Source organism: Paenibacillus rhizoryzae (assembly GCF_059686995.1).
This window is the reverse complement of sequence record NZ_JCAALT010000001.1, coordinates 215,282-241,348: the sequence shown is the minus strand read 5'-3', so window position 1 is coordinate 241,348 and position 26,067 is coordinate 215,282. Positions and strand designations below refer to the sequence as shown.

Genomic DNA, 26,067 nt, shown 5'->3' with positions numbered 1-26,067 from the left:
TTCTCATTCCTTAACGATCGTCACGTCTTTGTAATAGTATTGCATTATATATTTATAGTCATACCCAAGGTCTGCCAATCCGCGCGCTCCATACTGAGACAAGCCCACGCCATGTCCGTTACCGGAACCGACGAATCGGAAGCCGGGATCTTTCGTCGCGGCCCGCACTTCGCCTTCGCCATTCATGATGAAGACATTGCGATCCTTCAATTCCTTCGTTGCCCCATCTCCGCCAATGAGGTACATCGTACCGTTATCATTCAAAGTCGGGCGTTCTCTTACTTCATGATTGCCGCCTTCAATGGTCATTCTGGCGGTTTCATCGATTTTGAACAAGGTGCTTGGCAATCCTCCGAACGCAGCGCGATATACATCCGGATACTTCACCTGCAGCTTCTCTCCGTTCACTAGCAGCTCAGTGGGACGCCCCGATGGACCGCTTTGACTGATCTCCAGTGTCGCGATCTTGCCTGTTATCGGCTTCTGCAGCTTACCGTTCGTGAATGCCAATAGCTCTGCGGCCGTATACGTTCCTCTTACCCATGACATTTCATTGGATTGCGGCACTTTCTCCAGTTGGACGGCCATTGTTCCACGGTTTGCCTGATCCACGACCGGTACATTGTCTTGAATGAGCGGAATCGGACGCAGCTTCGCACCATCCGCATTCACGCGCAGAAGGGGTTGTCCGACCTTAGACTTCTGATCGGTAATCTCAAGCAAATCCTCTCGCATATAGCCTACCGATCCATTCGGGAGAGCGATCCGGTACCACTGATACAAGCCTTTCTCCGACGAAGAATCCGGACTTTGCGCACTCTTCAAGTAGCCGATGCTATTGCCCCATATCTCACTCGAATCGGCTGTTACGCCGCCGGCACTGGATGAGAATACCGTCTCGATGACCTTGCCGTTGTACATCGCCACTTCGCCGTTTGTCGCATCAACCGCCGCAATCGTTGAAGGCTTCTCGGAACCGATGCCTCCATAGGCTTGACTGAGTGTAGTGTCTACGACATGTGCAACTTGAAAGCCAAATCCCTGGTAAATCGCATATGTACGTGCTGCAACCGCCTGCGATTTCAATGCTTCGGCAGGCCAGGATGCCGGCATCTCCGCGCCTACAACGGCATACAGATACTGCTCGAACGGTAATTCATTGATGACGGCAAGCTTATTGTTTAATCCGCTTACCTCAAACTGCCCGCGATAGCTCCGATTATAACGTTCCATCAGCTTAATGCCTGTAGTGGAGGTTGTAGAAATCCATAGCTTTGCTCCTGTGGCTGGTACGGAATAGAGCGAGACAGGCGGTTTCGAAGCTGAATCAACCGTCGTGTAGTCGTCCCGGATTACGAAATAAGCGGATGCCGCATCCGTCTGCCGCAGCGTCAAGGCACTGTTCACCTTCTGCGCCTGGGCTTTGACTTGACCGAGCGCCGTCTGATCGCTCTCTGAGCCGATTACGACGGTATAAACACCTGCATCCATCCCGGTCTGTTTCATGGCAGCATAAGCCTCTACCCCGCTTGAGCCGAGTGCCTGCGCCGCTTTCACAGCTTCGTCTTTGGAGGCATAGACCATACCGGTATCCAAATGAAGCGGACCGATCAGTTCTGCTTTACTCGATTTGCCGGCATAACCAGCCAGCGTTGCATCCTTCAACCAGCGGTCTCCGGCAGCTTTCGCTTCCGCAGCAGTGGCATAAGAACCTTCTTCGATTTGATACACCTTACCGCGGGAGCCGTTCGCCGCTGTCATGAAACCTGCCGCTCCCATTGCCTTGAGCCGTTTATATGCGGCTAACGCCGTCATATAATCGGACGTCTCCAGCAACAGTGGCTTGTAATCGTCAAGAGTGAATCTTGTCGTTTCACCGATTGCACTTTGAAACATCGGGACAACGCCGGAAGGCTGACGAACGCCTACTTGCAGTGCAGCAGCCGAACTGAAGGTCGATGCCGCCGTATCCAGCTTATACTTACTGGTATTCAGGAAGATGGCTACACGTATATTATCCAGTTTAGGTACAGCCGCACCGCTGGAGGGTACAGATGTCCAAACCGAGAGGCCTATTACTCCGGTCAACAGCAACGTAAATGTTCGCATCTTCTTCGGCAGCCTTGAGCGTTTCACTGCCGGCTCTGTGGATTCGTTCGCATGAACGACGTTTATGCCTTTCATCGGCAAAACATCCATTCCCCCTCGCCATTAATCTTTTTTGGGCAACGCACAAACGCCTTCGTGACAGCTGTCATCGGTCCGGCCGAACCAGTCATAACGTTTCGCCGCGATGACCCGGTAGATTCCATCTGCCGCGATTCTAAGACCGGGCACACGGTACAGCCAAGCCAGCCATCTCAATCCTTTAACCGTACGCATGATTCGAATGACGCCTGCCGCTCCGGCATGCAGCGTCCCATCTGCCTCGACGACATGCATCTTCGTCAATAATGTCTCCGTATTAAGCGATGCCAGACCGGGGATGGTCTCATAGGTTTCGTCTAACGACTGAACCGGAATGAATCGCAGCACGGCAGTCGACTGCAGCTCCTTCAACTTACGAACACTGCCAAGACATAAGTTGCAGGTACCATCATACAAGACAATAAGCTTCTCACGTTTGCTCTCATCCGTACCGCGTTCTTTCTTGGCCATTATACGGAGCTACCTCCCTCACCATTATCGGCGTCAGCACCTGGCTGCTGCGGCACAGGGAGGCCCAAATGCCGGTAGGCAAGCGGCGTTACCATGCGACCGCGCGGTGTGCGCTGGAGGAAACCGATTTGCATCAAATAAGGCTCATAGACATCTTCAATCGTTTGACTTTCTTCACCGATTGTAGCCGCTATCGTATCGAGTCCCACCGGACCGCCGCGATAGATGGAAATCATGGCACGGAGCATCTTGTGATCAATACTGTCTAGCCCGAGCGGATCCACTTGGATGAGACCAAGCGCCGACTGGGCCAGTTCATGTGTAACAATCCCGTCGTTCCGTACCTGTGCGAAATCACGGACCCGCTTCAGCAATCGGTTCGCAATCCGCGGCGTCCCACGGGAGCGCATCGCAATTTCCTGCGCCGCTTCTCCAATAACGCTGACACCTAGAATTTCCGCTGCCCGCGACACGATGAAGGCAAGTTCATCCACCGAATAGAACTCCAGCCGGCTTACTACCCCGAAACGGTCACGCAGCGGCGCGGACAACAAACCTGCTCGCGTCGTAGCGCCGATCAATGTGAACGGCGGAAGTTCCAAGCGGACTGATCGTGCACTGGGACCCTTACCGATCATGATGTCGAGCGCAAAGTCCTCCATCGCCGGATAAAGCACTTCCTCCACCGTCCGATGCAAGCGGTGGATTTCATCGATAAACAAGACATCGCCTTCCTGCAAATTCGTCAGCAGCGCGGCAAGATCGCCGGGCCTCTCGATTGCAGGACCGCTTGTGGTTCGTAGATTAACACCAAGCTCGTTGGCGATGATATTCGATAATGTTGTTTTGCCAAGCCCCGGAGGACCATAAAGCAAGACATGATCCAGCGCTTCTTTGCGCAGCTTTGCCGCCTCGATGAATACTTTCAGATTCTCTTTCACTTGAGTTTGACCAATATACTCAGCCAAATAGCGAGGACGCAAACTCAGCTCCACCGCTTGATCTTCCATCATGAGGTTGGCGGAAATAATCCGATCGTCCATTCACGCTTACCCCTCTCTGCTAGCCTTTAAACAATTGCTGCAGCGCCCGTTTCATCAGTGCATCCACAGATTCATCTGCTGCCGCGTCATCCTTCATGCCCTGCCATGCGCGATCCAGCTCAGCTGCCGTATACCCGAGCGTCGTGAGTGCTTCTCGCGCTTCCTTCCAGTTCGGATTGCCGCCAAACAACGTTCCGCTGTCTGCGCCATCGTCCAGTACGATGCCTGCCGCTGCGAAGCTGAAGCCTCCCGGAATCGCATCAAGCTTATCCTTCAAATCAAGCACCATCCGCTGCGCCGTCTTCTTGCCGATGCCGGGCAGCTTGGTCAGAAACGTCAAATTCTCTTGCTGGATGGCAGCCGCGATCGTTTCCGGCTTACCGCCTGCCAGAATTCCCAGTGCCACGCGCGGCCCAATGCCGGACACTTCAAGCAGCTTGCGGAACATAGCCTGTTCCTCACGAGATGCAAAGCCGAAGAGCAGCGTCGCGTCTTCCCGAACATGATGATGGGTATAAATCGTCACAGGCTCATCGCTCTTGGCAAAAGCGTACGGGTTTGGCGTAAATACCCGGTAACCGATATCTCGAACATCTACCACAACGAACTCTGTATCCAAATGGACGATGCGTCCTCGTACATAATCGATCATTTCCGGTTCACCCCGTTAATTTTATCCATCAGAACGGAAGAATGGGCGTGGCAAATGGCCACCGCAAGCGCATCCGCAACGTCATCCGGCTTAGGTATTGCGCTAAGCTTCAGGAACATGCGGACCATCTCCTGCACCTGTTTCTTCTCCGCTTTGCCGTATCCGACAACCGCCTGCTTCACCTGCAAAGGCGTGTATTCCGTCACAGGCAATCCGCGCTGGGCTGCTGCCAGAATCATAACACCACGTGCCTGACCGACAGAAAATGCCGTCGTCACGTTCTTATTGAAAAACAGCTTCTCTACGGCGACGGTATCCGGTTTGTAGCGATCCATCAGCGCACAAGTAGATTCGTAGACCTGCTTGAGCCGCTCCTCTTGAGGAGTATGCGCCTCGGTTTGAATACAGCCGTATTGGACGGGAACCAGCTTACTCCCGATTTTGTCAATGAAACCAAATCCAACGATTGCAATCCCTGGATCTATCCCTAAAACACGCAAGCCTCTTCTCTCCCCATGCCAAAAAATAGTATGATCAAAAATTGGCTTCCATCTATTATAGCAAATGATAGGCACGATGAGAACACGCGTTTTGTCTTTCGGGAACGCTCCCGAAACAACATAAAAGACGGACGCTGCTTGCGTCCGTCTCTCGTCCGATCGGATATTGGGCTTGGCTGGTAGGAACAGCCGTTAGAAGTCTCGTTTCATTACTTTCTCCGTGCGATCGACCGCATAATCACTGAAGGTGGACAACACACTGTTGTACTCGTCCTTGTCCGTAATCCGAATCCCGTTCACCAGCTCATCGATCCGTTCCTTCGGCAAGCTGCTCTCCATGTAGTTGACATCCAGTTGAAAAAAAGTACGCAGCACCTTCTCCTTCTTCGGAGAGCCATCAAATAACGTTAAGTTGCCTGCCTTATCCATACTGATATAGCCGCTTTGCTTGCAGGCTTCCGATAAGTCGTCAATGCGCTGCTCCATAACGACCGCTGCCTCTGTATCAAGCACGGCCGTCCACTCCGGATGCTCCTTGAGCAAACGAAGCGCTTCTTTCGAGGTCATCTGTCCAAGTGTGCTCATCTCTTCGCCGCATAAGAAAATACGGTGCAGCTTGACGGTCACCTGCTCTGCAGGCGATGCCAGCACTTCGATTACGCTTCGTGTTCCTGCTCCGGTGGAAGGCGGATTTATCTGCTTCATAGCTTGTACAGAACGGACGCTTGTAAGCGAGAGAAAGGTCACAGCAAGCAGACAGCCTAATTGCCACATCGGCCGTCGATTTCGCAGCAACCTTTTTTTCAATTTCTTCCAGAGGCTGAATTCCATCATCGGGAACTCCCCTTTTTACCTTTTTTGCTAGTGTCTCACCTCTGCTGGAGAATTATGCACATTTTGATCAGTTAAGTCGAAACGGATGTTGCCGTCTTATTCATTTCACAAAAATAACCCCGGCATCATCGCCGCATGAATCCATGCGTGCAATGACTTCCGGGGTTATTTCGATATATCGCTTAGCGATTAATCCACGGTAAACTTCCGCGGCGTTTCGGTTTCACGGTGCGTGTTTGGCGAACGACTACTTTTTTGCTTGTTTTGCGCGGTGGAGCCGATTTGCTCGGGGACGCAACCAGAGCGTCTTCTTCTTCGAACTGCTCGACTTCGTCATCGCGTTTCTCATGGCAGCCGCAGTTGCATTTTTTCTTGCCTGTTGAAGCTCCTGCTACGACAGGCGCCATTTGACCGCCGCCCATGTAGCCGTAACCGCCTTGCGGACCCATATTAGCCGGGGAAACCATCGACGGATCGTAGTAACCATAGCCGCCCTGCGGACCCATATTGGCTGGGGATACCATCGACGGATCGTAGTAACCATAGCCGCCCTGCGGACCCATATTCGCTGGGGATACCATCGATGGATCGTAGTAACCATAGCCGCCTTGCGGACCCATTTCAGCAGGAGAAACCATTGATGGATCAAAGTAACCATAGCCGCCTTGCGGACCCATGTTGGCCGGGGATACCATCGACGGATCGAAACCATAACCGCCTTGAGGACCCATTTCAGCCGGAGATACCATTGATGGATCGAAACCATAACCGCCTTGCGGACCCATTTCAGCCGGAGATACAGCCTGTGGACCCCAACCATAGCTTGGCGCTCCCCATGGCAATGTTACCGGCGGACACCATTCCATATCTTCTGCAGGACTGACTGCGGATGGATAGCCATAGCCGCCTTGCGGACCCATTTCAGCAGGAGATACAGCAGACGGATAACCGTAGCCGCCTCCCATCGATACCGGAGATACCGCTGTCGGCTGTCCGTAACCGCCTCCCATCGATGCAGGGGATACCGCTGTCGGAGTCGAATATCCATAACCGCTTCCCATCGATGCCGGTGATACCGCTGTCGGAGTCGAATATCCATAGCCGCTTCCTATCGATGCCGGAGAAACGGCTGTCGGCTGCCCATAGCCGCCACCCATCGATGCCGGTGATACGGCTGTCGGCTGCCCATAGCCGCCGCCCATCGATGCCGGTGATACCGCTTCTGGCATTTTCGGCATATCATAAAGCGACATAACCTCAGTGGCCGGAACGCCGTATTGTTTGAATAAATCGACATGCTGGTCATAGGAATTGTAGACCGGATATTTCTTCTCAACGGCAGGCATGATTTCAGGCACCGGCATCGGCATTGGAGCCGGCTCTGGCATCGGTGTCGGAGCGATTTGCTCCGGTGCCACCGGCATCGGCGTCGGAACCGGCGCTGTGTTTGCTTTTTGACCTGTCGATTTCTTACCGCCGAGTAACGAAGGCGCTGTTGACATTTTGCCCATCAAGCCTTGAACGCCTTGCATCACCGATGAAGGGTGAAGCGGATGGTGACCGTTTGCGTGTTGGTTGTTGCCACTTTGCATATGCGTCTCATGCATATGATGTGACGAGCCTGGCTTAGGTATATTTACGACTTCGCCGGTCAGCAGCACGTTTGGATTTTTCAGCTGCGGATTAGCTTTAATCATATCACTGAGCGGGATCCCCCATGCTTTGGAGAGTTTCCACAATGTATCACCTTGTTGTACAACATGCTGGTGCATAAACTCCATATTTCCCGTTTGAGAAGTCGGTACTTTGATTTTCATTCCGATGTCAATCACGTCGGGATTGGTGATAGTAGGATTCAGTTTCATGATTTCTTCCTGCGAAACATTATACTTCTGGGCAATGAGGTATAGTGTATCGCCTTTTTTGACAATATGAATTTTCACCCGTCAAAAACCTCCTGTCACGTTTGTACGCCTTGGGCAGACGTGGTAAACGCCCGTTATCAATCCCTACATCCTATGCATGAGATGGGCGAGTGTCACCCTTCCTTACAAAAAAAAGTTAAAGCTCCACCTCATTTAGACGAGGCAGAGCTTTAACTTTCCGGGTGTTTCAATTACGAATTTGCGCGTATCATCACGCCATCATGACTATTCAGAGGCTGCATATTTGAAACTTGGGTAACTTCCGAGGACACGCACCTGACAGCCAATCGCTTCAATCTCAGCAATAGCAGACGGAAGCAGGACCGTATCCAGCGACATTTCGATGTCGATCAAGAAATAATAATTGCCGAGCTGCTTCTTCGTTGGACGGGATTCAATCCGCGAAAGGTTGATCCGGCGCCAAGAGAACGCGGACAGCACCTGATGCAGCGCACCCGGATAATCCTCTGGCATCGTAATCAAGATACTCGTCTTATGTTTCTGTGAGTCACGAAGCGTAAAAGGCTCAGATCCCACCAACAAGAAACGAGTGAAGTTATTGTCATGGTCGGTTACGGCTGTTTCGAGCACGGCCAATTCATTATCTGCCGCTGCCGATACTTGTCCGATTGCCGCCCAGCCGCGTCCCGGATTATCGCGAACAATGCGCACAGCTTCCGAAGTACTGCCAACATGCTCAAGCTCTGCATGCGGAATGTGTTTCTTCAGATACTGGGTACATTGCGCCATGGCTACGGGATGACTGAGCACCTTAACGATCCTGTCATACGCGAGCTCGCCGTCAGTCGTTAGCTCGTTCGCTTCGCCAATCAAGTTTTGAATGGAAGGGTATACCCATTCCGCTTGAATAGGCAGGTTTACTTCATCCACGATCCAATCGGTATGCAGACCAACGGAACCGTCGATCGTATTCTCAATCGGAATAATAGAATAGGTTGTCTTGCCTTCCGCGGTGGAGAGAAACACATCCGCAATCATACGATGATAGGAATAGTGAATATCGGCACCATGACCGTTTAATAAGTACCTTGCTGCTTCATCAGACGTTGAGCCTTTCGTCAAACATGCTACGCTAATCATGCCCTGACTTCTCCTTTAATCCGTTCCATGAATGATTGTTCCTGCTGGTTGCCGCTCACCGTGATCTCGGGACCTTCCGCACAAGGCTTCAGCCACATGGTCTCTGCCTGAATGCCGTGTTTGCCTAGGGTATCACTGAGAAAAGCCTCCAGCTCCGCCTTACGCGGGCTGTTCTTGTGAACGAGCGTAAGAAGCGTCGGACCCGCTCCGCTAAGCGCAACGCCCAAAGCGCCGTGCTCCGTAGCTTGATCCAGAATTTCCTCCATACCCGGAACCATTGCCGCCCGGTATGGCTGATGAAGACGATCTCGCATCGCGAAAGCGATCAGATCCAAGTTGCCGCTTGCGAATGCCGCGACCAGCAGCGAGCTGCTGCCTACATTAAAGACAGCATCCTTCATTGTGATTTGAGTCGGGAGCGCATGGCGTGCCTTCTCTGTCGATAGCTGGAACGATGGAATGGCTACCAGCACGTCCATATCGGCATGCGGTTCTAACCGCACCTTCTCCGCTCGTGATCCATCCCACGCCGAGACGACGATTCCCCCGAACAGGGATGCGCCGACATTATCCGGGTGGCCTTCAAGCTCACTGGCTATTTGAAACAGCGCATCGTCGCTAAGCGGCCTGCCGATCAACGCATTCGCACACGTTAGCGCTCCGATAATGGCGGATGCACTGCTGCCGAGCCCGCGTGTCAGCGGAATATCGCTGTACATCGCGATATGCAGCTCCGGCACTTCCATACCGGCAGCCTCGAACACCTGCTGCGCAACTTTATAGATCAAATTGGACTTATCGGCTGGAATACCTTCCAGACCGTCCCCATGCAATTCAATGACGGTGTTTCCATCACTTGGGATCGCCATTTCGATCCACGTATAGAGCGACAACGCCATACCCAGCGTGTCAAAACCCGGACCGAGATTCGCCGTGCTGGCCGGGACCTTTACCATTACCCGGCGGTTCATCATTTTGCCGCTCCCTCAAGCTGACGGATCGCATTCATAACCGCTTCTTCGTTGTCTTCTACAACGATAGGCTCAGCTTGTACACTCTTAATGGCGATGTTAGGATCCTTCAAGCCGTGGCCAGTCAATACGCAAACTACCGTTTCGCCGCCTTTAAATGCACCTTCGCGCTTCAGCTTAAGAACGCCGGCAATCGAGGCCGCCGATGCCGGTTCTGCAAAGATACCTTCGCGGCGTGCGATCAGCTTGTACGCATCGAGAATCTCTTCATCCGTTACATAGTTGATTTGGCCTTGTGACTCTTCCGCAGCAGCAACAGCTGTTTTCCAGCTTGCCGGGTTTCCGATCCGAATCGCTGTTGCAATCGTTTCAGGCTCAGCAATAGGTTCGCCCTTCACGATTGCCATGGCGCCTTCGGCTTCGAAACCGACCATCTTCGGCAGCGAAGTGATTTTTCCATGTGCATGCAGTTCCTTGAAGCCTTTCCAATACGCCGAGATGTTGCCCGCGTTTCCAACCGGAATCGCCAAGTAGTCAGGCGCTTCGCCGCCAAGCTGATCGACAACTTCGAATGCTGCTGTTTTCTGGCCTTCAATCCGGTAAGGGTTGACGGAGTTTACCAGAGTAATCGGGTGCTTCGCTGTAATCTCGCGAACGATTTCAAGCGCCCGGTCGAAGTTGCCGTTGATCGCAATGACTTTGGCACCGTAGATAATCGCTTGGGCCAGTTTGCCCAGCGCAATATTGTTATTCGGAATTAGCACGATACAATTCAAACCGCCGCGTGCCGCATAAGCTGCAGCCGCTGCTGAAGTGTTGCCTGTAGACGCGCACATAATCGTTGTGCTGCCTTCTTCCATCGCCTTCGCAACTGCCATAACCATACCGCGGTCTTTGAAAGAACCGGTCGGGTTCAAGCCTTCATATTTGAAGAACAGGTTCAAGTCAAGCTCCTTGGACAGGTTCTCGGCACGTACAAGCGGCGTATTGCCTTCTTGAAGCGTCAGCATCGGCGTGTTTTCGTTGACAGGCAGAAATTCTTTGTACGTTTCGAGCAAGCCTAGATATCTCATGGAAAATAGGACTCCTTTATGTGAAATTATAGTTAGCCTTCTACGCGGTACACACTCTTGATCGCTTTTACGACTTCCATGCCTTCCAGTGCTTTAAGCACTTTCTTCGCAGCAGCTTTATTGGCATCATGCGTAATGATGATGATTTCCGCTTCAGGGATGCTCGGGTTTGGCTGTTGCAGCACCGACTCAAGGCTCACTTCATACTCGGCAAAAGCTTGCGTGATGCGCGCAAGAACACCTGCACGATCATCCACATGGAGCAGCATAAAATATTTCGAAGCAATTTGCTCATCGGTTTTGAGCTTCTTCTCTTTATAAGCGAGCTTCTCCTGTTTGCCGTTCACGCCAAGCTTCAGGTTCTTCACGACAGCGACAAGATCCGCGACTACGGAAGTAGCCGTCGGAAGTTCGCCTGCGCCTGCTCCGTAGAACATCGTTTCGCCTACTGCTTCGCCATATACATAAACAGCATTGAATACGCCGTTAACGGATGCGATCGGGTGAGAAAGCTTGACCATCGTTGGTTGTACGCTGACACTGATATAGTCGTCTTGTCGCTCCGCGATACCAAGCAGCTTTACTTCATAGCCCAGGCGCTTCGCATAGAGGATGTCTTCCTTCGTGATCGAGGAAATCCCTTTTACATCCACATCTTCAAGCGCAACGTTAGCGCGGAAGCCAAGCGTCGCGAGAATCGTCATTTTGCGAGCAGCATCCAGACCTTCAACATCCGAAGTCGGATCGGACTCGGCATAGCCAAGATCCTGTGCTTCCTTCAGCACGTCGCCGTAAGCTGCGCCTTCTTTGCTCATTTTAGTCAGGATATAGTTCGTAGTACCGTTTACGATACCCATAATCTTCGTAATGCGATCGGACGAGAAGCCCTCAACAAGTGTGCGAATTATGGGGATACCTCCGGCAACACTCGCCTCATACATCACGTCGCAGCCATTCTCTTGGGCTTTAGCCAGAATCTCCGGTCCGTGCAGTGCCATCAGATCTTTGTTCGCTGTAACGATATGTTTGCCGCGGGATAATGCTTCAAGTATATAGTTCTTCGTTAATTCAATGCCGCCCATCACTTCAACGATGACGTCGATATCCGGATTATAGATAATTTCCCAAACGTCCTCTGTCAGCTTCTCTGGAGAAACGCTGATGGAACGGACTTTATTTTTATTTTGCACGAGTACTTTCTCAATGACGATCGGGGAACCCACTTGGCTTTCCAAATCGGATTGATGTCCTTCTACGATGCGTACCACACCTGTACCGACTGTTCCCAGCCCTAGCAAACCTACTCTGATCGGCTTCATTATTCTGATATCCTCCAATTCAACTCTCAAATTCTCTATCCTTGCCCAATGATCGTTGCTTTGCGTACACCGTCATGCTTGCGGATGCCGTCAATCATCTCAGACAGCGAGCCGTTCATCATCGAGGTATCAACGGAAATAATGACATTGGCAAGCCCTTGCAGCGGGATGGTTTGGTGAATCGTAAGTACATTTCCTTCCGTGCCGGCTACAAGACCAAGCACTTTCGAGAGGACACCCGACCGGTGGTCGAGATCCATGGAAATGGTTACGATCGCTTCCCGTTTCAATTGATTCTGTGTGTAGACGCCGTCTTTATATTTGTAGAAGGCGCTTCGACTTAAGCCTACCCGTTCCGTCGCTTCATGAACGGTGGCGGCTTCGCCGCGCCGGAGCATCTCTTTCACTTGGATCGTCTTCACGATCGCTTCCGGCAACATGTCCTCGCGGACGACAAAATATCGTTCTTCCACTTGCCGTCCTCCCTCAAGAGACATTTGTTCTTCCATAGAGGACATTATATCGAATAATGGCGAATGCGGCAATAGGCAATCGAGAAACACAACATTCTCATTATACCTATTTTATCCTTGGAATGAACAAAAAACTGCTGCAGCGTGTCTGCACTTTCATGCACAGACACCGCCGCAGCAGTTTCGCTTTACTTATTCGTGATAGGAGAAATCGCTGCCCTCGAAGAATTCGAACGTATAGTCGCCGATTCGAACGATATCGCCGTCTTTCGCACCGATCTTACGAAGCTCCGCGTCAACGCCCATCTTACGCATCGTACGAGCAAAACGCATAATCGCATCGTAGGAATTGTTCAGGTTAACCCGCTTCATGAACTTCTCGATCGTGGCACTTTCCACGTAGAAGCCTTCGTTTTCCTTGCCCACTTTGAACGAACGATCTTCTTCTTGCTCGAGCGTGTATACTTTGCGCTCCGCTACATCCTTAACTTCCTCGATCAAGCGGGTATCCGGAACGGTCGCCAGCAAATCGGCAGCCTTATACAGCAGCTCTTGAACCCCTTGTTTCGTGAGAGAGGACATCGCAACCAGCTGATGCTTCTCGGCATCGCCGCTTGCTTCAAGCTGTTCGCGGAACAAGGCAAGCTGTTCCTCTGCATCCGGCATATCCATCTTGTTCGCCACAATAATTTGCGGGCGTTCTGCCAGAATCGGATTGTACATCTTGAGCTCTTGGTTGATTTTCACCCAATCGTCGAAAGGATCGCGCCCCTCCGAACCCGACATGTCGAGAATGTGCAAAATAATTCTTGTACGTTCAACATGCCGCAGAAAATCATGGCCAAGACCGACGCCTTCACTTGCCCCTTCAATAAGACCCGGAAGATCCGCCATCACGAAGCTGCGTCCATCGCCAACATCAACTACGCCAAGATTAGGCGACAGCGTTGTAAAGTGATAAGCGCCAATCTTTGGCGTTGCAGCCGATACAACAGACAACAGCGTCGATTTCCCAACGCTCGGAAAGCCGACAAGGCCAATGTCCGCCATAACTTTGAGCTCAAGCGTAATGGTACGTTCTTGGCCTTCCTCGCCGTTCTCGCAGAAATCCGGAGCCGGATTGGCCGCCGTCGCGAAACGGCAGTTGCCGCGTCCACCGCGTCCGCCTTTGGCTACAACAATCTCCGAGCCGTGCTGCGTCATATCCGCGATGATTGCTTCGGATTCATCATCGATGATGACCGTTCCCGGCGGAATCCGAACGATCATATTCTCCGCGTTAGCGCCATGCATCGATTTCACTTTGCCGCGCTCGCCGCGCTCCCCTTTGAAATGCCGCTGGTAGCGGAAATCCATCAGGGTACGAAGCCCTTCATCTACGCGGAAAATAACGTCGCCGCCTCTTCCGCCGTCACCGCCGGCCGGTCCGCCGTTCGGTACGTATTTCTCCCGGCGATAGGAAACGATTCCGTTTCCTCCGTCGCCGCCTTTTACGAATATCTTTGCTTTGTCGACAAACATGTCCTAGCCTCCGTTTATTTCCCAAGCTGCGCCTGCAGCATGACACTTGCTGATTGCAGGCCGTTCTCCGCCAGCTTAAGCGGTGAATTATCAAGCGCCCGCTTGCATTTCATCTTCCAATCATCCATCTCTTTAATGATACCTTCACAGTGGAAAGATACGCTTAACTGCTGCTCGTCCTGCGAAATCCGTACAACGAGCCGCTCAGCATCCCCTGTGCTTGGTCTGATGGCAAACCGATAAGCATTAATAATACCTACGATCGATTCCGCAGCAAGCTCACCGTCTAGCGGCAGCTCCGCTAAATTCACATCACCGTCAATCTCCACATCAATTACCAATGAGTGCGATATCGTGCGAAACGACTGTATAAACAGAACAAGCGACGGAATGCCAAGCTTAGCGATCTTGCTCTCCGTTAACATCCGTTCTCTTATCTGTTCCACGTACTGAACGGTCTTATCCGCTTTACCCATTCGAATATATCCGTATATGACCTGCAGATCATTCATCCAATCATGGCGATGATGATTAAGCGTTCGAATGGATGCCTGCTGCATCGCAGAAGCAGCCCTAGCCATCCGCGATTCTTGTTCCCTTCGTTCCGTATGAATCCAGAACACAGCAACAAGGAACACCCAGACTATAAACACAGCCAGCAGCCAGAGTTCCGCCGGCCAAATGAAAACAGCAGCAGCAGGAACCAAAAGGGATGCAGCCGCAAATTGTTTGGTCATTCCGAAGCGATTCATGAGCCGAGCCTACTTTCCTGTTCTTTCCTAGCCTTAAACAGTATATCACGAGAAAGTAGAAAGATCATCTTTGCATATGGCTTTGTTCATAAAAAAAAGAAAACCCCGGTCTGCATGCAGACCGGGGATTTTTCACTATTCTGCCGCCGCTACCGGAGCAAGTGCAATCGGGTAAACGCTGACTTTCTTACGATCGCGTCCCCAACGCTCATATTTCACAACGCCTTCCACTTTCGCGAAAAGAGTGTCGTCTTTACCGATGCCAACATTGTTGCCCGGGTGAACTTTCGTTCCGCGTTGACGAACCAGGATGCTGCCAGCAGTTACCGTTTGACCGTCAGCGCGTTTAGCGCCAAGACGTTTGGATTGGCTGTCACGTCCGTTCTTCGTGGAACCTACACCTTTCTTCGAAGCGAAAAGCTGAAGATTCAGTTTCAACATGGATGTTCCCTCCTTTATTCCCGAAATTGATGACGAATATCAACATACTTCCCGTATGAGGCTGCAATGGAATTCAGCATCACGATCATACCTTCCAGCAGCAGCTGCGTCTTCTCGTTAGAGCTCGCATCACTCGTTACCGGTATATCTGATCGGAGCCAGCCGCTCTTCATGGAAGCAGGGAGAGCTAGTCCCGCCAACTCCTCAATCGCGTTTACCGTACCAACCGAAATGGCTGATACACCAGCACAGACAATATCTTTGCCTGCCTTTGCAAACTTGGCATGTCCTTCTATTGCAAACGATACGATCCGTGTATCAACGGCGGATTGCCGTTCAATGGTGACCGTAATCATAATTTAACCTCTTAAGCTTGGATTTTGCCAATCGTTACTTTGGAGTACGGCTGACGGTGACCTTGCTTACGGCGGTAGTTTTTCTTCGCTTTGTATTTATAAACGATGATTTTTTGACCTCTGCCGTGTTTTTCGACTTTAGCTGTTACAGTAGCGCCGGAAACAACCGGAGCGCCAGTTACTAGCTCGTCGCCTTTAGAAACAGCCAAGACGCGGTCAAACGTTACCTCTTCACCTTCAAAAGCATTCAGCTTCTCAAGAAATAGAACGTCGCCCTCTTGAACTTTGTACTGTTTTCCACCAGTTTCAATAATCGCAAACATATGTTGCACCTCCTTATATCGAAGACTCGCCTGATGCAGGTGCCGACCTTAGAAGGCCGAACTTAGAAACCTGTTCTGCGCGGTATTTGACTGCAGCCCAGATATCCTCTGCAGACACCATAACATAATAGCACATCCAAACACCCAATGGCAATTACTTTTTATAAACTCATTCGCATGTACGAGTTAGGACTGCCGTGAAGAGGTAGACTCATTCGTCTGCAAGACCGGAGACGTTGTTTGCTCCCGGACCTTCTTGCGGGTAATTTCGAGCAAACCTAGCCTTGTCCAGCCGACAACCTGGCATTTGGTTCGATCCGCGCGAACGAGCCGCTCAAGCAGCTGCATCACTTCGTCCCGATGCTCTTCTTTCTCCATGTCGATAAAATCCACAATGATAATGCCGCCGACGTCGCGAATCCGCAGCAATCTTGCGATCTGCTCCGCTGCTTCCAAATTCGTACGGAATACGGTATCTTCCAAATTGCTTGTTCCGACGAATTTGCCGGTATTGACGTCAATTACTGTCAGCGCCTCTGTTTGATCCCAAACCAAGTCTCCGCCACAGCCTAAACGAACACGCCGCTCGAAGGCTTCATGCAACTGTTCATTAATGCGGTAATGTTGAAACAGCGCTTGCCCCTGCTTCTCAAACAACCTAAGCCTTGGCAGCATCGCTGGTGCCATTTGCTTCATAAGCGCCTCCGTTTGGAGAAAGGCTGTTCGATCATCGATCCACAGCTCGTCCATCTCCGCAGTCAGCAAATCCCGCACCAGTCGATGGACAAGATCCGCTTCGCGGTGAAGCAATGCCGGCGCAGTAGATGTTCCACTTCGTGCTTCAATCCCTTGCCACAGCTCACGCAAGAATTGCACGTCATGCTGAAGCGATTCACTGCTCTCACCGATCGCTGCGGTACGCATAATGACGCCTTCGCCTGGCAATCGAATCTGCTCGCCGATGCCGCGCATTCTGACGCGCTCCGCTTCTCCGATGACCTTCTTGGAGACGCCTATGTAATCGGCAGCAGGCATATAAACCAGAAATCGGCCAGGCAGTGAATAATGCGTCGTGACACGCGCTCCTTTGCCGCCGAGCGGCTCCTTCATCACTTGTACAATCAGCTCTTGTCCGGCGGAGAGCAATTGATTGATTTGCGGTTTTTCCTTACTCTGTCGTTCCAGATGCGGATGCAGCACATCGTCAATATACAGAAATGCATTCTTCGTCAGGCCAATATCAACGAATGCCGCCTGCATGCCGGGAAGCACATTAATGACCTTGCCTTTGTACACACTGCCCACTAATTGCCCGGCATCTTCGGTTTTTTCGCTATAAAATTCGTATAGACGGTTGTTGTCCACTACGGCAATTTGCAGCCAATCCTTCTGCTTGTGTACCAGCATTCTTCTCATCTTTCGACCTCCTGTCCAGTCGGTCTTTACTGATACTTATATTACATGAAAAGCTCCAAGACTGCACGGTCAGCCTTCCCATCGGCAAGAAATCCGTTCACGATCCGCTGCTCCGGGACTACACCGAGGATGTCACCTTTTTCTTCCATAATGACAATTAGATGATAGCTGTCCCGTTTAAACAACTGCAAGGTGTTTTGAACCGTATATCCTTTCGGAATGATGATGGGCATTGCCCATACCCCTCTTGCAACAATTCTTGACGATGCTACGGCTCTTGTCGTTAAGAACCGCAGAAACAAATAGGGGATATTCCGATAGGCTGTCCAATTCGTGAGCAGTAAAAACAACCCGACGGCGATCAAATTCATGTGAATATGGACGGCATTTCTCTCCACCAGCGCTGGCACAAAAGCATAGAGCAGCATCATAAAGCTGAAGAGCAGGCTGACCCGCCCGCCCCAGACAAGCGTTCCATAGAATGTGAGCGAACGGCTGAGTGCAGCTTGCATTAACTTCCCGCCATCGAGCGGCAGAATCGGCAGCAAATTAAACAGACCGATCATGACGTTAGCTTGCCACACATACTCCGCCCATTCATGACTCCAAATCCCAAGCTGGCCGAAGAGCCAAGCGACGGCCGCCATCCACACATTCTGAAGCGGTCCGGCAATTGCGACAATCGCTTCTTCTTTAACAGGGACGCCGCTGCCCTCTTCGACCTCAGCCACGCCGCCAAACGGCAGCAGCTTCACTTCTCGTATACGCCAACCGAACCCTTTTGCCATCATAATGTGGCCGAGCTCGTGCACTAGAACGATCGCAAATAAGGTCAGCAGCTCAACAAAATACCCGGTCACAACGGAGGCGAGCATGACCAGCACGAAGAGCGGGTGAACAGACCAGCGGATGCCGCCAAGTTTAATCAATCGGAACGACGTCCGCCGGATCGACGTACTGGCCTTTCTCCTTCACAGCGAAATACAACAGGCTTTGCTGGCCTTCCTCCGCTACCGGCAGCTTCCCTATCGTTTTCCCCGCTTCGATCCAATCGTTCACGGCTACACGAACTAAACCCAGATGACCGTAGACGGATACGCGATCATTGGCATGCTGCACCACAACGGTTTCGCCCAAGTCATCATCCTTGGATACGACCAGCACCCGGCCTGTCTCAACAGCAACTACAGCTTGACCGGGCTCCCCTGCCAGTTCGACTCCACTAAGTGTTTCCGCGAACGTTCTGACAACGGTACTGGAAGAGAGCGGAGACACAATCGGGAGGTCGACTGCGCCTTCGGCCAGTTTGGACTCCTCGCCACTGTGGTCGCCAAACAACGGAATGAATGATGGTGTACCTGCAAACCAATCCTTGTATAATGCCGCAGCAGCATCGAAGTTCATTTCCTCCGTCAGCGCAGACGTCACCACCTGCCGACCTTGCTTCGCGATAGGTATATCCAGCTTAAAGAGCGCAAACACAATGATGAATAGCGCCCCTGCAATCGCCGTTTGAATGAACAGCCCTCTGGCGATGAAACGAAAATCTCGCGGAGCCGGTGTTTTCGGAGGACCCCCTTGCTTGCTGGCCTTCACATCTTTGCTCGGTAATGGCGCAATCCGCCAGCCGGCGCTTTCCCACGGATTCGGATTCGCTTTCCACAATCGCTCGGGGTCATCTTCTATATCAGGGAGCTGCGCAGGCACAGACAATGATGCCGTCTTCTTGTCGGGATTCGGCTGATGATCGGCAGGGCTTGGCAATGGCAAAGGTTGAATGCGGGCCTGGGGCTGCTGCATCGCCTGCTTTAGCGGAAGTGTGTTGGTGTTATGCTCCATGATCCGGCGGATACGCTCTTGTCTGCGCTCGCGGATACTGCTTTTTGTATCCATACTAATCCCTCCATCTCTAATCGCTAATATATATGAGCATGTTGGACTAGTTATGTTGTGACACCTCTGTAAACAGCAAAAAGCCGCCAAGCTGATTGCTTGAGCGGCTAAGTGGCCATTTCATATTTCTCTTGATGCGCCTTGACGCTGAAAACAAGACCGATGCATAGCATATTGAGCAGTAAGGAAGTACCGCCATAGCTGATGAATGGCAGCGTGATACCTGTAATCGGCATAAGCCCGATCATCATGCCAATGTTCTGGAAGACTTGAAAGACGTACATCGAGACAATCCCGATTATAATAAACGAGCCCTTCAAGTCATAACACTGGAATGCAATGATAATCATGCGGTAGATCAATAAGAAGTAGAGCATGAGCACGACGGCGGCTCCTTGAAATCCGAATTCCTCGCCGATGACGACAAAGATCGCATCCGAATACGGATAAGGAATAAACTTCCGGTTCTTCGACTCGCCTTTCATATAACCATCGCCCGTTAATCCCCCGGAACCAATCGCAATCTTCGCCTTCTGGGCTTGATAGACTTCTTTCTCGGAGGCCGTCTCGGGATTAATGAATCCGTTAATTCGCTCATACCAGTGAGTCTTCTGGTGCTCTTGCAAATAATCGTGGATTTGCTTGTTGTACGTGTTGAACAGAAACATGAACAGGACAAGCGAGCCGACTGTGATGCCGAGACCTAGCAGGACATGCGTATATTTGACATTCCCAATCCATAGCATGCCAAGGACGATAACCAGATAAATAATGGCATTCCCCAGATCCGGCTGAATCATAACCAGAGCAAACGGGATAAAAGAGAAGAAGGCAATAACGAGCAAATCCTGCCGGACCCGCAGCGCATCTCCATTCCTTCTGCCCATCAGGTAGGCCACGGTAATGATCAGAATAATCTTCACCATCTCCGCGGGCTGGAACTGAAGTCCGCCGGGCAGCTCGAACCAGCTTTTCGCACCGTTAATTTCAACGGCCGTGAAGAAAACGACTACGAGCAATACAATCCCCAGGCCGTAAAGAAACATCCATGCTTTGAGAAACACCCGGTAATCGAACAAAGTGGCTACTAACGCTACGAAAAATCCCAAGCCGTAAAAGATGACCGTCTTCACGTCGTAATTGGCGTAATCGGGATTCCCGTAAGTCGCGCTATGTACCAGCATCGTACTGACTACCATAAATGCCAGCAGAATGATTATCATGCCAAGGTCTACCTTTTTCAGTTTGTTTAGCACCTAGCAATCATCCTATTCCAAGAAACTTGCGGAACCGTTTAATGACGCCTGATTTCTCCTCAAGCGGCATCAACGGCACCATATCGCCGAGCATACGGCGCGAGATATTCCGGTAAGCAATAGCGGCACGTGAGGAAGGGTCCATCACGGTGGGTTCGCCTGCATTCGCCGAGCGGATGACCTTCTCGTCATCGGGAACGATACCCAGCAAATCAATGGCTAACACTTGGCAGATTTCATCGATGTCTAGCATCTCTCCGCTGCGCACCATGTTGGCGCGAATACGGTTAATGACCAGTCTTGCCGGCACATGAATCTGCTCCAGCAAACCGATGACACGGTCCGCATCACGGACAGCCGCATTCTCCGGCGTAGTGACAACGATGGCACGGTCCGCGCCTGCTACTGCGTTGCGGAAGCCTTGCTCGATGCCCGCAGGACAATCGATGATGACATAATCGAAGTCTTTCTTCAGTTCAAGGATCATATCGCGAACTTGTTCCGGTGTCACATCTGATTTATCTTTCGTCTGGGCAGCCGGAAGCATATAAAGCTCCTCGAACCGTTTATCTTTGACAAGCGCTTGATTCAGGCGGCAGCGTCCTTCCGCTACATCGATCAAGTCATAAATAATCCGATTCTCCAGCCCCATGACGACATCCAAATTGCGCAGGCCGATGTCGGTGTCGACCATGCAAACTTTTTTCCCCAATAACGCAAGCGCCGTTCCAATATTCGCTGAGGTCGTCGTCTTGCCAACGCCGCCTTTACCCGATGTGATTACGATCGCTTCTCCCATGACTCAACTCTCCCCGCTCCAGCCATTGGTACTGCTGCTATACAGACCTGCTGCAAAATTGTTTCCCGTTATTGCTGCGCCAGCTAGGCTCGAAACACGACCGGCAGCTTTCGCAGCCGCTGCAGCTGTGTCATTTTGTCGATTTTCATGACGCCTTCGCTTAAATACGCAAATTCCATCGTGGCATCACCGGTCATCCACTCATCCGGCGGCCGGCTGATTACTTCGCTAATCCGAAGCTGTGTCGGCCTTAGTAGCGATGCCGCGATAATGGAATCTTCTTTCCCTTTGTAGCCTGCATGCGCCAAGCCTCGAAGAGCGCCGAGCACATAAATATCACCTGTACAGAGCAGCGAGCCGCCTGGGTTTAAATCCCCCATTAGCAGCAGGTTTCCGTCATGCTCAAGTGTCTGGCCTGAACGGATAATACCGGTCAGCACCTTTAAATTGTTTCCGTCTTCCACCTTCGGCTCCGGGCGCGCTTCGCTTTCAATCGACTGCACGAGCAAATTGCCCTGGTTCCGAATAGCGGTTCTAATTCGTTCCTTGTCTTCCTCATTCACTTGCCGGGTGCCGAGCTTCACTTGAACGTGAACAATGGGACCTGTCAGCAGCTGTTGATGCGACTTTTCCAATTTGAATTGCAGCTCATCCAGCAACGCGGAAAAATCACATGTGTCGTCAAGAAGGAAAATCAGACCATCTTTGACGCCTTTGATCGTAATATGCTGCTTCTCGGCCACGCTCGTCTTCACCCCTTCTCTATACGATTCTTTCACGGATGCGTATTTTCCTGCCTGGCATTCGCTATTCTTCTTCCTCTTCCGACTTAGCATTGCTGCCAGTTCGTTCAAACCATCGCCTTGCAGGCACGTAAATCGCTAATGCAAATAGAATTTGAAGAAAAACGCTCGGAATGATGTGATGGGATACTGCCCATTCAAACGTCTGATCCGTCAGTCGGAACACCCGATAGATGAAATATACGATGGTATCATAGGCAAGTGTGGACATGCAGATCATGAGCAGCGCCATCAGCAAGGTGCTTCTTTTGCGCTCCAGAAGAAAACCGGTCATATAGCCAACCAGTCCCATAGAGAATGAGTGAACCCCGAGAATCCGGCCATAGAAAGCCAAATCCTGCAGGAGTCCAAACGCCAATCCAAGGATAAGCGCTGTATGTCTGCCTCGATATAATCCGGCAAAGAGTACGAACGCTAGTGTGAAATGAGGAATAATCCGTCCTACCATGCTATCAGGCAGCAGCCAGTAGAACCACGTACCTTCGACAAGGAAGAACAGCAGAATGACGGCAACGATACGCTGCATACTCATTCTGCGTTCTCTCCAGTCTCTGGTAATTGTACGACAAATACTTCCGTCAGATGGTCAAAATCCGCAGCCGGCGTAATGGTTGCCGTATACGTCAAACCAAAATCTCCGACTTGGCTGGAATCGACTGTGCCGATAACCATCCCTCGTGGAAATACATTGCCTTGTCCTGATGTAATGATGGTATCGCCTTTGGTAAGCGGATCATGCTCGGAAATTTTGGACATCGACAGCTTGCCTGTGTCCGAATGATAGTTATCAACAATCCCGAAGGAATCTTTCTCTTTGCCAAGCACCGTAGCGGCGATCGCCTTCGTATCCGGTGAAGTATCGCTTAACTTCGTAATCGGCATAACCGATGAGAAGAACGGATCCACACGGTTCACGAGGCCGACAAGCCCCTTGTCTGTAACGACAACCATGTTTATCTTGATGCCGTCTTTGGAGCCCAAATTAATGCGGATCGTTTCCGAATAAGGGTCGTTGCCTACGGCAACGACTTGCGCGATCAAGTACTTATAGTTGTACAGCTGCTTCTGCCGTTCCGTAAAGTTCAGCATTTCCTGCAGCTCTTTGTTCTTGGCTTCCACAAAATTATACTTAATGCTGTCTCTTGCATAGGCAGCGGCCGCAATGCGCAGCTCCTCGTTCTCCTTGTAAATGGCGTGCAGGTTGGATAAATCCTTGAACAGCCCGGACACATATCCGGCTGGACGATATAGCCATTCCTGCACGAATGCCGTGGAATCGAGCGAGAAGTTTTCCGGCCATGTCAGCTTCTTCCGGTCACCGATTGAGAAGCCCATGACAGCAACGAATAGGATAAACACGATCATTAATACAAACATCCGCTTATTACGCATCCAATTAAACAACTTCTCTTCACCCGCCCATTCCACGCTCAATGCTGAACGACCAGAAGGCTCGTACAAACCAATCAGCGTCGCTCATCCGTTTTCCCCTAGACAGCTATCCGGATATTATCGCTTGGAACGAGAAACCGGGCCTCCACGTGTTTTGAACAGCTCAATATTGTCCAGCGCGCGGCCAGTACCGATTGCCACGCAATCCAGCGGATTCTCGGCCACAATAACAGGCATGCCCGTTTCGCGGGAAAGCAGCTTGTCCAAATTCTTCAGCAGCGCGCCGCCGCCTGTCAGTACAATACCGCGGTCCATAATATCCGCAGACAATTCCGGCGGACATTTCTCCAGCGTGATTTTGACCGCATCTACAATCGCATTAACCGTATCGGACAGCGCTTCGCAAATTTCCTCCGACGAGATTGGCAATGTCTTAGGCAGTCCGGACACGAGGTCACGTCCGCGAATCTCAATCGTTTCCTGACGGTCCAAGGAGAGTGCAGAGCCGATCTCCATCTTCAGCTGCTCTGCTGTACGCTCACCGATCATCAGGTTGTACATCCGTTTGATGTACTGCATAATCGCTTCGTCCATCTCGTCACCTGCGATACGGATCGAACGGCTGGTTACGATACCGCCCAGCGAAATAACGGCAACTTCTGTCGTACCGCCGCCGATATCGACGACCATACTGCCTGTCGGCTCCCATACCGGAAGATCCGCGCCGATTGCTGCCGCGAACGGCTCTTCAATTGTGAACGCTTCGCGCGCGCCCGCTTGAACCGTAGCATCTTTAACCGCACGTTGTTCAACCGCTGTAATCCCGGATGGCACGCATACCATAACGTTCGGATGACGAGGGAATAGAGAACGCTGCTTCTGGGCTTGGCGGATAAAATATTTAATCATCGTTGAAGTTGTTTCAAAGTCCGCAATAACGCCGTCCTTCATCGGACGAATCGCGCGGATGTTGCCGGGTGTACGGCCAATCATCTTCTTGGCATGCTCACCTACGGCTTCAATTGTTTTCGTATCTGTACGTATAGCAACTACGGAAGGCTCTCTTACTACGATGCCTTTGCCTTTCACATATACCAGCGTATTCGCTGTACCAAGGTCAATACCTAAATCTTTTGTGAATCCACCAAACATGTTTAATCTTCCTTTCTTTCTTAAGACAATACTTCTTATTATATTACATGTGACCTTGCTCCTTCAAACTTATAAAGCGATTGTCACCTATTACCAAATGATCTAATACGTCAATCCCGACGAGCTCTCCGGCTTCTATGAGACGCTGAGTCAGCGCAATGTCTTCTGAACTTGGCGTGGGGTCACCGCTTGGGTGATTATGAACGCAAATGAGAGAGGCACTGCTGCATTTGATCGCGGCCCGAAATACTTCCCGCGGATGCACCAGTGTCGCATTCAGTGTTCCGATCGACAACGTTTCTTTTAAAATAACCTGATTCTTCGTATTTAAAAACAAACAGATGAAATGTTCCTGTTTCAGATAACGAAGCTCCTCCATCAAGAGGTTCGCCGCATCTGCAGGCTTCCGAATGGTCGGCAGTTCACCCTGCTCGCTCCTTGCAATTCGGCGGCCAAGCTCGATCCCTGCACGCAGCTGAACCGCCTTAGCCGGGCCGATTCCGCGAATCTTGGTCATCTCGGCAACGCTCATATCCACAAGTCCGCGCAAATTGCCGCATTGGCCGAGAATCCGGGATGCTAGCAGCACAGCAGACTCCCGCTTCGTGCCGGTACGAATTAAGATGGCCAGCAGCTCCGCATGGCTTAATGCTTCAGCGCCAACGGCCAGCATCCGCTCTCTGGGCCTCTCGGTGGTTGGAATATCCTTGAGTGCATAGGATTCTCGTTGCGATTCCATCTCTGTTCCCTGCCTTCCCGCGAACTGATCGGTCAAATGACATCGATATGAAATTCAGCCAGCATGTCCGACAACAGGGATAGAGAAAGTCCTACCACGTTAAAATAGCAGCCGTCGATGCGGTCAACAAGTGTTGCGCCAAGTCCCTGTATGCCATAGCTGCCTGCTTTGTCCATAGGCTCGCCGGATGCGACATAACGTCTGATTTGATCATTATTCATAGATTTCATCATTACCCGCGTCATGCGATGATGAACCAGCTCTCGTCCTGAAGACGTATCGACAAGGGCAATTCCCGTATAAACTTCATGCTCTCGGCCTTGCAGCTCGGTCAGCATACGGACCGCATCCTGCTCGTCGACTGGCTTGCCCAGCACTTGTCCATTCAGTACGACGATGGTATCCGCCCCAATTACGAGCGAATGGGATGCATCGTCATCATGCAGCATCTCCGCGGATGCTCGTGCTTTACGCAAGCCAAGCTGCTCGACAATTTGAGCCGGCAGCCAATCTGTTGGGGTACTTTCATCGGTATCGCTTGACAAAATGAGAACCGGCAAGGAAAGGTCAAGAGCTGCGACCAATTCCCGCCGGCGAGGAGATGATGAAGCCAGCACGAGCCGGCGAACGTTCGATGAACTTGTAGGAAGGGATACTTTCATGGATGCAGCGCTC

Annotated in this window: 28 protein-coding genes; all 28 read right to left on the bottom strand. The window is 51.3% G+C overall.

Annotated elements, in window-relative coordinates; translation table 11 throughout:
* Positions 1 to 3: 3 nt before the first annotated feature.
* The 28 genes from AC6ESO_RS01030 to AC6ESO_RS00895 all read right to left on the bottom strand — a co-directional run bounded on the left by AC6ESO_RS01030 (position 4) and on the right by AC6ESO_RS00895 (position 26,054).
* Positions 4 to 2,184: a SpoIID/LytB domain-containing protein gene (locus AC6ESO_RS01030; protein WP_497090464.1), complete on the bottom strand. Its 2,181-nt coding sequence runs from the start codon at positions 2,182 to 2,184 to the stop codon at positions 4 to 6.
* Between the two features lie 27 nt (positions 2,185 to 2,211).
* The gene (locus AC6ESO_RS01025; protein ID WP_497089791.1) at positions 2,212 to 2,658 is read right to left on the bottom strand and encodes a thiol-disulfide oxidoreductase DCC family protein; all 447 of its coding nucleotides are present in this window, start codon (positions 2,656 to 2,658) and stop codon (positions 2,212 to 2,214) included.
* Positions 2,658 to 3,701 carry a Holliday junction branch migration DNA helicase RuvB gene (gene ruvB, locus AC6ESO_RS01020; protein ID WP_091214847.1) on the bottom strand — a complete coding sequence of 348 codons (1,044 nt, stop codon included), beginning with the start codon at positions 3,699 to 3,701 and terminating at the stop codon, positions 2,658 to 2,660. The genes AC6ESO_RS01025 and ruvB overlap by 1 nt, the downstream gene beginning before the upstream one ends.
* A 19-nt stretch (positions 3,702 to 3,720) precedes the next feature.
* Positions 3,721 to 4,353 (bottom strand): Holliday junction branch migration protein RuvA, encoded by a 633-nt coding sequence (gene ruvA, locus AC6ESO_RS01015; RefSeq protein ID WP_494816975.1) that lies wholly within the window; start codon positions 4,351 to 4,353, stop codon positions 3,721 to 3,723.
* Complete coding sequence (ruvC, locus tag AC6ESO_RS01010; protein ID WP_494816974.1) at positions 4,350 to 4,853, bottom strand: crossover junction endodeoxyribonuclease RuvC; 504 nt, start codon at positions 4,851 to 4,853, stop codon at positions 4,350 to 4,352. Before ruvC ends, ruvA begins: the two co-directional genes overlap by 4 nt.
* A 192-nt stretch (positions 4,854 to 5,045) precedes the next feature.
* Positions 5,046 to 5,687 (bottom strand): BofC C-terminal domain-containing protein, encoded by a 642-nt coding sequence (locus AC6ESO_RS01005; RefSeq protein ID WP_497089790.1) that lies wholly within the window; start codon positions 5,685 to 5,687, stop codon positions 5,046 to 5,048.
* Positions 5,688 to 5,869: 182 nt separating this feature from the next.
* A complete protein-coding gene (locus tag AC6ESO_RS01000; RefSeq protein ID WP_497089789.1) occupies positions 5,870 to 7,630 on the bottom strand; it encodes a LysM peptidoglycan-binding domain-containing protein in 1,761 nt (586 codons plus the stop codon).
* Positions 7,631 to 7,837: 207 nt separating this feature from the next.
* On the bottom strand, positions 7,838 to 8,713 hold the full coding sequence (pheA, locus tag AC6ESO_RS00995) for a prephenate dehydratase (RefSeq protein WP_497089788.1): 876 nt from the start codon (positions 8,711 to 8,713) through the stop codon (positions 7,838 to 7,840).
* Positions 8,710 to 9,687: a homoserine kinase gene (thrB, locus tag AC6ESO_RS00990; protein WP_497089787.1), complete on the bottom strand. Its 978-nt coding sequence runs from the start codon at positions 9,685 to 9,687 to the stop codon at positions 8,710 to 8,712. The genes pheA and thrB overlap by 4 nt, the downstream gene beginning before the upstream one ends.
* Complete coding sequence (thrC, locus tag AC6ESO_RS00985) at positions 9,684 to 10,757, bottom strand: threonine synthase (RefSeq protein WP_497089786.1); 1,074 nt, start codon at positions 10,755 to 10,757, stop codon at positions 9,684 to 9,686. The genes thrB and thrC overlap by 4 nt, the downstream gene beginning before the upstream one ends.
* 32 nt (positions 10,758 to 10,789) lie before the next feature.
* Entirely contained in the window at positions 10,790 to 12,076 is a 1,287-nt protein-coding gene (locus AC6ESO_RS00980; protein ID WP_497089785.1) for a homoserine dehydrogenase, read from the bottom strand.
* A 35-nt stretch (positions 12,077 to 12,111) separates the two neighbouring features.
* Positions 12,112 to 12,549, bottom strand: a complete 438-nt coding sequence (locus AC6ESO_RS00975; RefSeq protein ID WP_494816967.1) for an ACT domain-containing protein — start codon at positions 12,547 to 12,549, stop codon at positions 12,112 to 12,114.
* Between the two features lie 192 nt (positions 12,550 to 12,741).
* Positions 12,742 to 14,070, bottom strand: coding sequence for a GTPase ObgE (gene obgE / locus AC6ESO_RS00970; RefSeq protein WP_494816966.1), 1,329 nt, complete (start codon positions 14,068 to 14,070; stop codon positions 12,742 to 12,744).
* Between the two features lie 14 nt (positions 14,071 to 14,084).
* Entirely contained in the window at positions 14,085 to 14,822 is a 738-nt protein-coding gene (locus AC6ESO_RS00965; RefSeq protein ID WP_497089784.1) for a Spo0B domain-containing protein, read from the bottom strand.
* 135 nt (positions 14,823 to 14,957) lie between these two features.
* Positions 14,958 to 15,263: a 50S ribosomal protein L27 gene (rpmA, locus tag AC6ESO_RS00960; protein WP_494816964.1), complete on the bottom strand. Its 306-nt coding sequence runs from the start codon at positions 15,261 to 15,263 to the stop codon at positions 14,958 to 14,960.
* 14 nt (positions 15,264 to 15,277) lie between these two features.
* Positions 15,278 to 15,619 carry a ribosomal-processing cysteine protease Prp gene (locus tag AC6ESO_RS00955; RefSeq protein ID WP_494816963.1) on the bottom strand — a complete coding sequence of 114 codons (342 nt, stop codon included), beginning with the start codon at positions 15,617 to 15,619 and terminating at the stop codon, positions 15,278 to 15,280.
* An 11-nt stretch (positions 15,620 to 15,630) separates the two neighbouring features.
* Entirely contained in the window at positions 15,631 to 15,942 is a 312-nt protein-coding gene (gene rplU / locus AC6ESO_RS00950) for a 50S ribosomal protein L21 (protein WP_091214815.1), read from the bottom strand.
* Between the two features lie 186 nt (positions 15,943 to 16,128).
* A complete protein-coding gene (locus tag AC6ESO_RS00945; RefSeq protein WP_497089783.1) occupies positions 16,129 to 17,358 on the bottom strand; it encodes an Rne/Rng family ribonuclease in 1,230 nt (409 codons plus the stop codon).
* 41 nt (positions 17,359 to 17,399) lie between these two features.
* Entirely contained in the window at positions 17,400 to 18,287 is an 888-nt protein-coding gene (locus tag AC6ESO_RS00940; RefSeq protein ID WP_497089782.1) for a M50 family metallopeptidase, read from the bottom strand.
* Positions 18,280 to 19,251 carry a peptidoglycan DD-metalloendopeptidase family protein gene (locus AC6ESO_RS00935; protein WP_497089781.1) on the bottom strand — a complete coding sequence of 324 codons (972 nt, stop codon included), beginning with the start codon at positions 19,249 to 19,251 and terminating at the stop codon, positions 18,280 to 18,282. Before AC6ESO_RS00935 ends, AC6ESO_RS00940 begins: the two co-directional genes overlap by 8 nt.
* A gap of 107 nt (positions 19,252 to 19,358) precedes the next feature.
* Entirely contained in the window at positions 19,359 to 20,507 is a 1,149-nt protein-coding gene (locus AC6ESO_RS00930; RefSeq protein ID WP_494816959.1) for an FtsW/RodA/SpoVE family cell cycle protein, read from the bottom strand.
* Between the two features lie 7 nt (positions 20,508 to 20,514).
* Positions 20,515 to 21,306, bottom strand: coding sequence for a septum site-determining protein MinD (gene minD / locus AC6ESO_RS00925; RefSeq protein ID WP_091214800.1), 792 nt, complete (start codon positions 21,304 to 21,306; stop codon positions 20,515 to 20,517).
* Between the two features lie 83 nt (positions 21,307 to 21,389).
* Positions 21,390 to 22,049, bottom strand: a complete 660-nt coding sequence (locus AC6ESO_RS00920; protein WP_256256349.1) for a septum site-determining protein MinC — start codon at positions 22,047 to 22,049, stop codon at positions 21,390 to 21,392.
* A 64-nt stretch (positions 22,050 to 22,113) separates the two neighbouring features.
* A complete protein-coding gene (gene mreD, locus AC6ESO_RS00915; RefSeq protein ID WP_494816958.1) occupies positions 22,114 to 22,641 on the bottom strand; it encodes a rod shape-determining protein MreD in 528 nt (175 codons plus the stop codon).
* On the bottom strand, positions 22,638 to 23,513 hold the full coding sequence (gene mreC / locus AC6ESO_RS00910) for a rod shape-determining protein MreC (RefSeq protein ID WP_497089780.1): 876 nt from the start codon (positions 23,511 to 23,513) through the stop codon (positions 22,638 to 22,640). The genes mreD and mreC overlap by 4 nt, the downstream gene beginning before the upstream one ends.
* A 105-nt stretch (positions 23,514 to 23,618) precedes the next feature.
* Positions 23,619 to 24,653 carry a rod shape-determining protein MreB gene (locus tag AC6ESO_RS00905; RefSeq protein ID WP_494816956.1) on the bottom strand — a complete coding sequence of 345 codons (1,035 nt, stop codon included), beginning with the start codon at positions 24,651 to 24,653 and terminating at the stop codon, positions 23,619 to 23,621.
* A 43-nt stretch (positions 24,654 to 24,696) separates the two neighbouring features.
* Positions 24,697 to 25,392, bottom strand: a complete 696-nt coding sequence (gene radC, locus AC6ESO_RS00900) for a RadC family protein (RefSeq protein ID WP_494816955.1) — start codon at positions 25,390 to 25,392, stop codon at positions 24,697 to 24,699.
* A 32-nt stretch (positions 25,393 to 25,424) separates the two neighbouring features.
* A complete protein-coding gene (locus AC6ESO_RS00895; protein WP_497089779.1) occupies positions 25,425 to 26,054 on the bottom strand; it encodes a Maf family protein in 630 nt (209 codons plus the stop codon).
* Positions 26,055 to 26,067: the final 13 nt, after the last annotated feature.

Bases quoted from the DNA above. Each gene is read 5' to 3' on its own strand.
- AC6ESO_RS00945 (WP_497089783.1), bottom strand. From the start codon at position 17,358: ATGAGAAGAATGCTGGTACACAAGCAGAAGGATTGGCTGCAAATTGCC.
- radC (WP_494816955.1), bottom strand. From the start codon at position 25,392: ATGGAATCGCAACGAGAATCCTATGCACTCAAGGATATTCCAACCACC.
- ruvB (WP_091214847.1), bottom strand. From the start codon at position 3,701: ATGGACGATCGGATTATTTCCGCCAACCTCATGATGGAAGATCAAGCG.
- AC6ESO_RS00895 (WP_497089779.1), bottom strand. From the start codon at position 26,054: ATGAAAGTATCCCTTCCTACAAGTTCATCGAACGTTCGCCGGCTCGTG.
- AC6ESO_RS00980 (WP_497089785.1), bottom strand. From the start codon at position 12,076: ATGAAGCCGATCAGAGTAGGTTTGCTAGGGCTGGGAACAGTCGGTACA.
- mreD (WP_494816958.1), bottom strand. From the start codon at position 22,641: ATGAGTATGCAGCGTATCGTTGCCGTCATTCTGCTGTTCTTCCTTGTC.
- obgE (WP_494816966.1), bottom strand. From the start codon at position 14,070: ATGTTTGTCGACAAAGCAAAGATATTCGTAAAAGGCGGCGACGGAGGA.
- rplU (WP_091214815.1), bottom strand. From the start codon at position 15,942: ATGTTTGCGATTATTGAAACTGGTGGAAAACAGTACAAAGTTCAAGAG.
- thrC (WP_497089786.1), bottom strand. From the start codon at position 10,757: ATGAGATATCTAGGCTTGCTCGAAACGTACAAAGAATTTCTGCCTGTC.
- AC6ESO_RS01025 (WP_497089791.1), bottom strand. From the start codon at position 2,658: ATGGCCAAGAAAGAACGCGGTACGGATGAGAGCAAACGTGAGAAGCTT.
- AC6ESO_RS00955 (WP_494816963.1), bottom strand. From the start codon at position 15,619: ATGATTACGGTCACCATTGAACGGCAATCCGCCGTTGATACACGGATC.
- AC6ESO_RS01005 (WP_497089790.1), bottom strand. From the start codon at position 5,687: ATGATGGAATTCAGCCTCTGGAAGAAATTGAAAAAAAGGTTGCTGCGA.
- AC6ESO_RS00935 (WP_497089781.1), bottom strand. From the start codon at position 19,251: ATGGATACAAAAAGCAGTATCCGCGAGCGCAGACAAGAGCGTATCCGC.
- ruvA (WP_494816975.1), bottom strand. From the start codon at position 4,353: ATGATCGATTATGTACGAGGACGCATCGTCCATTTGGATACAGAGTTC.
- AC6ESO_RS00965 (WP_497089784.1), bottom strand. From the start codon at position 14,822: ATGAATCGCTTCGGAATGACCAAACAATTTGCGGCTGCATCCCTTTTG.
- thrB (WP_497089787.1), bottom strand. From the start codon at position 9,687: ATGATGAACCGCCGGGTAATGGTAAAGGTCCCGGCCAGCACGGCGAAT.
- AC6ESO_RS00905 (WP_494816956.1), bottom strand. From the start codon at position 24,653: ATGTTTGGTGGATTCACAAAAGATTTAGGTATTGACCTTGGTACAGCG.
- pheA (WP_497089788.1), bottom strand. From the start codon at position 8,713: ATGATTAGCGTAGCATGTTTGACGAAAGGCTCAACGTCTGATGAAGCA.
- AC6ESO_RS01030 (WP_497090464.1), bottom strand. From the start codon at position 2,184: ATGAAAGGCATAAACGTCGTTCATGCGAACGAATCCACAGAGCCGGCA.
- rpmA (WP_494816964.1), bottom strand. From the start codon at position 15,263: ATGTTGAAACTGAATCTTCAGCTTTTCGCTTCGAAGAAAGGTGTAGGT.
- minD (WP_091214800.1), bottom strand. From the start codon at position 21,306: ATGGGAGAAGCGATCGTAATCACATCGGGTAAAGGCGGCGTTGGCAAG.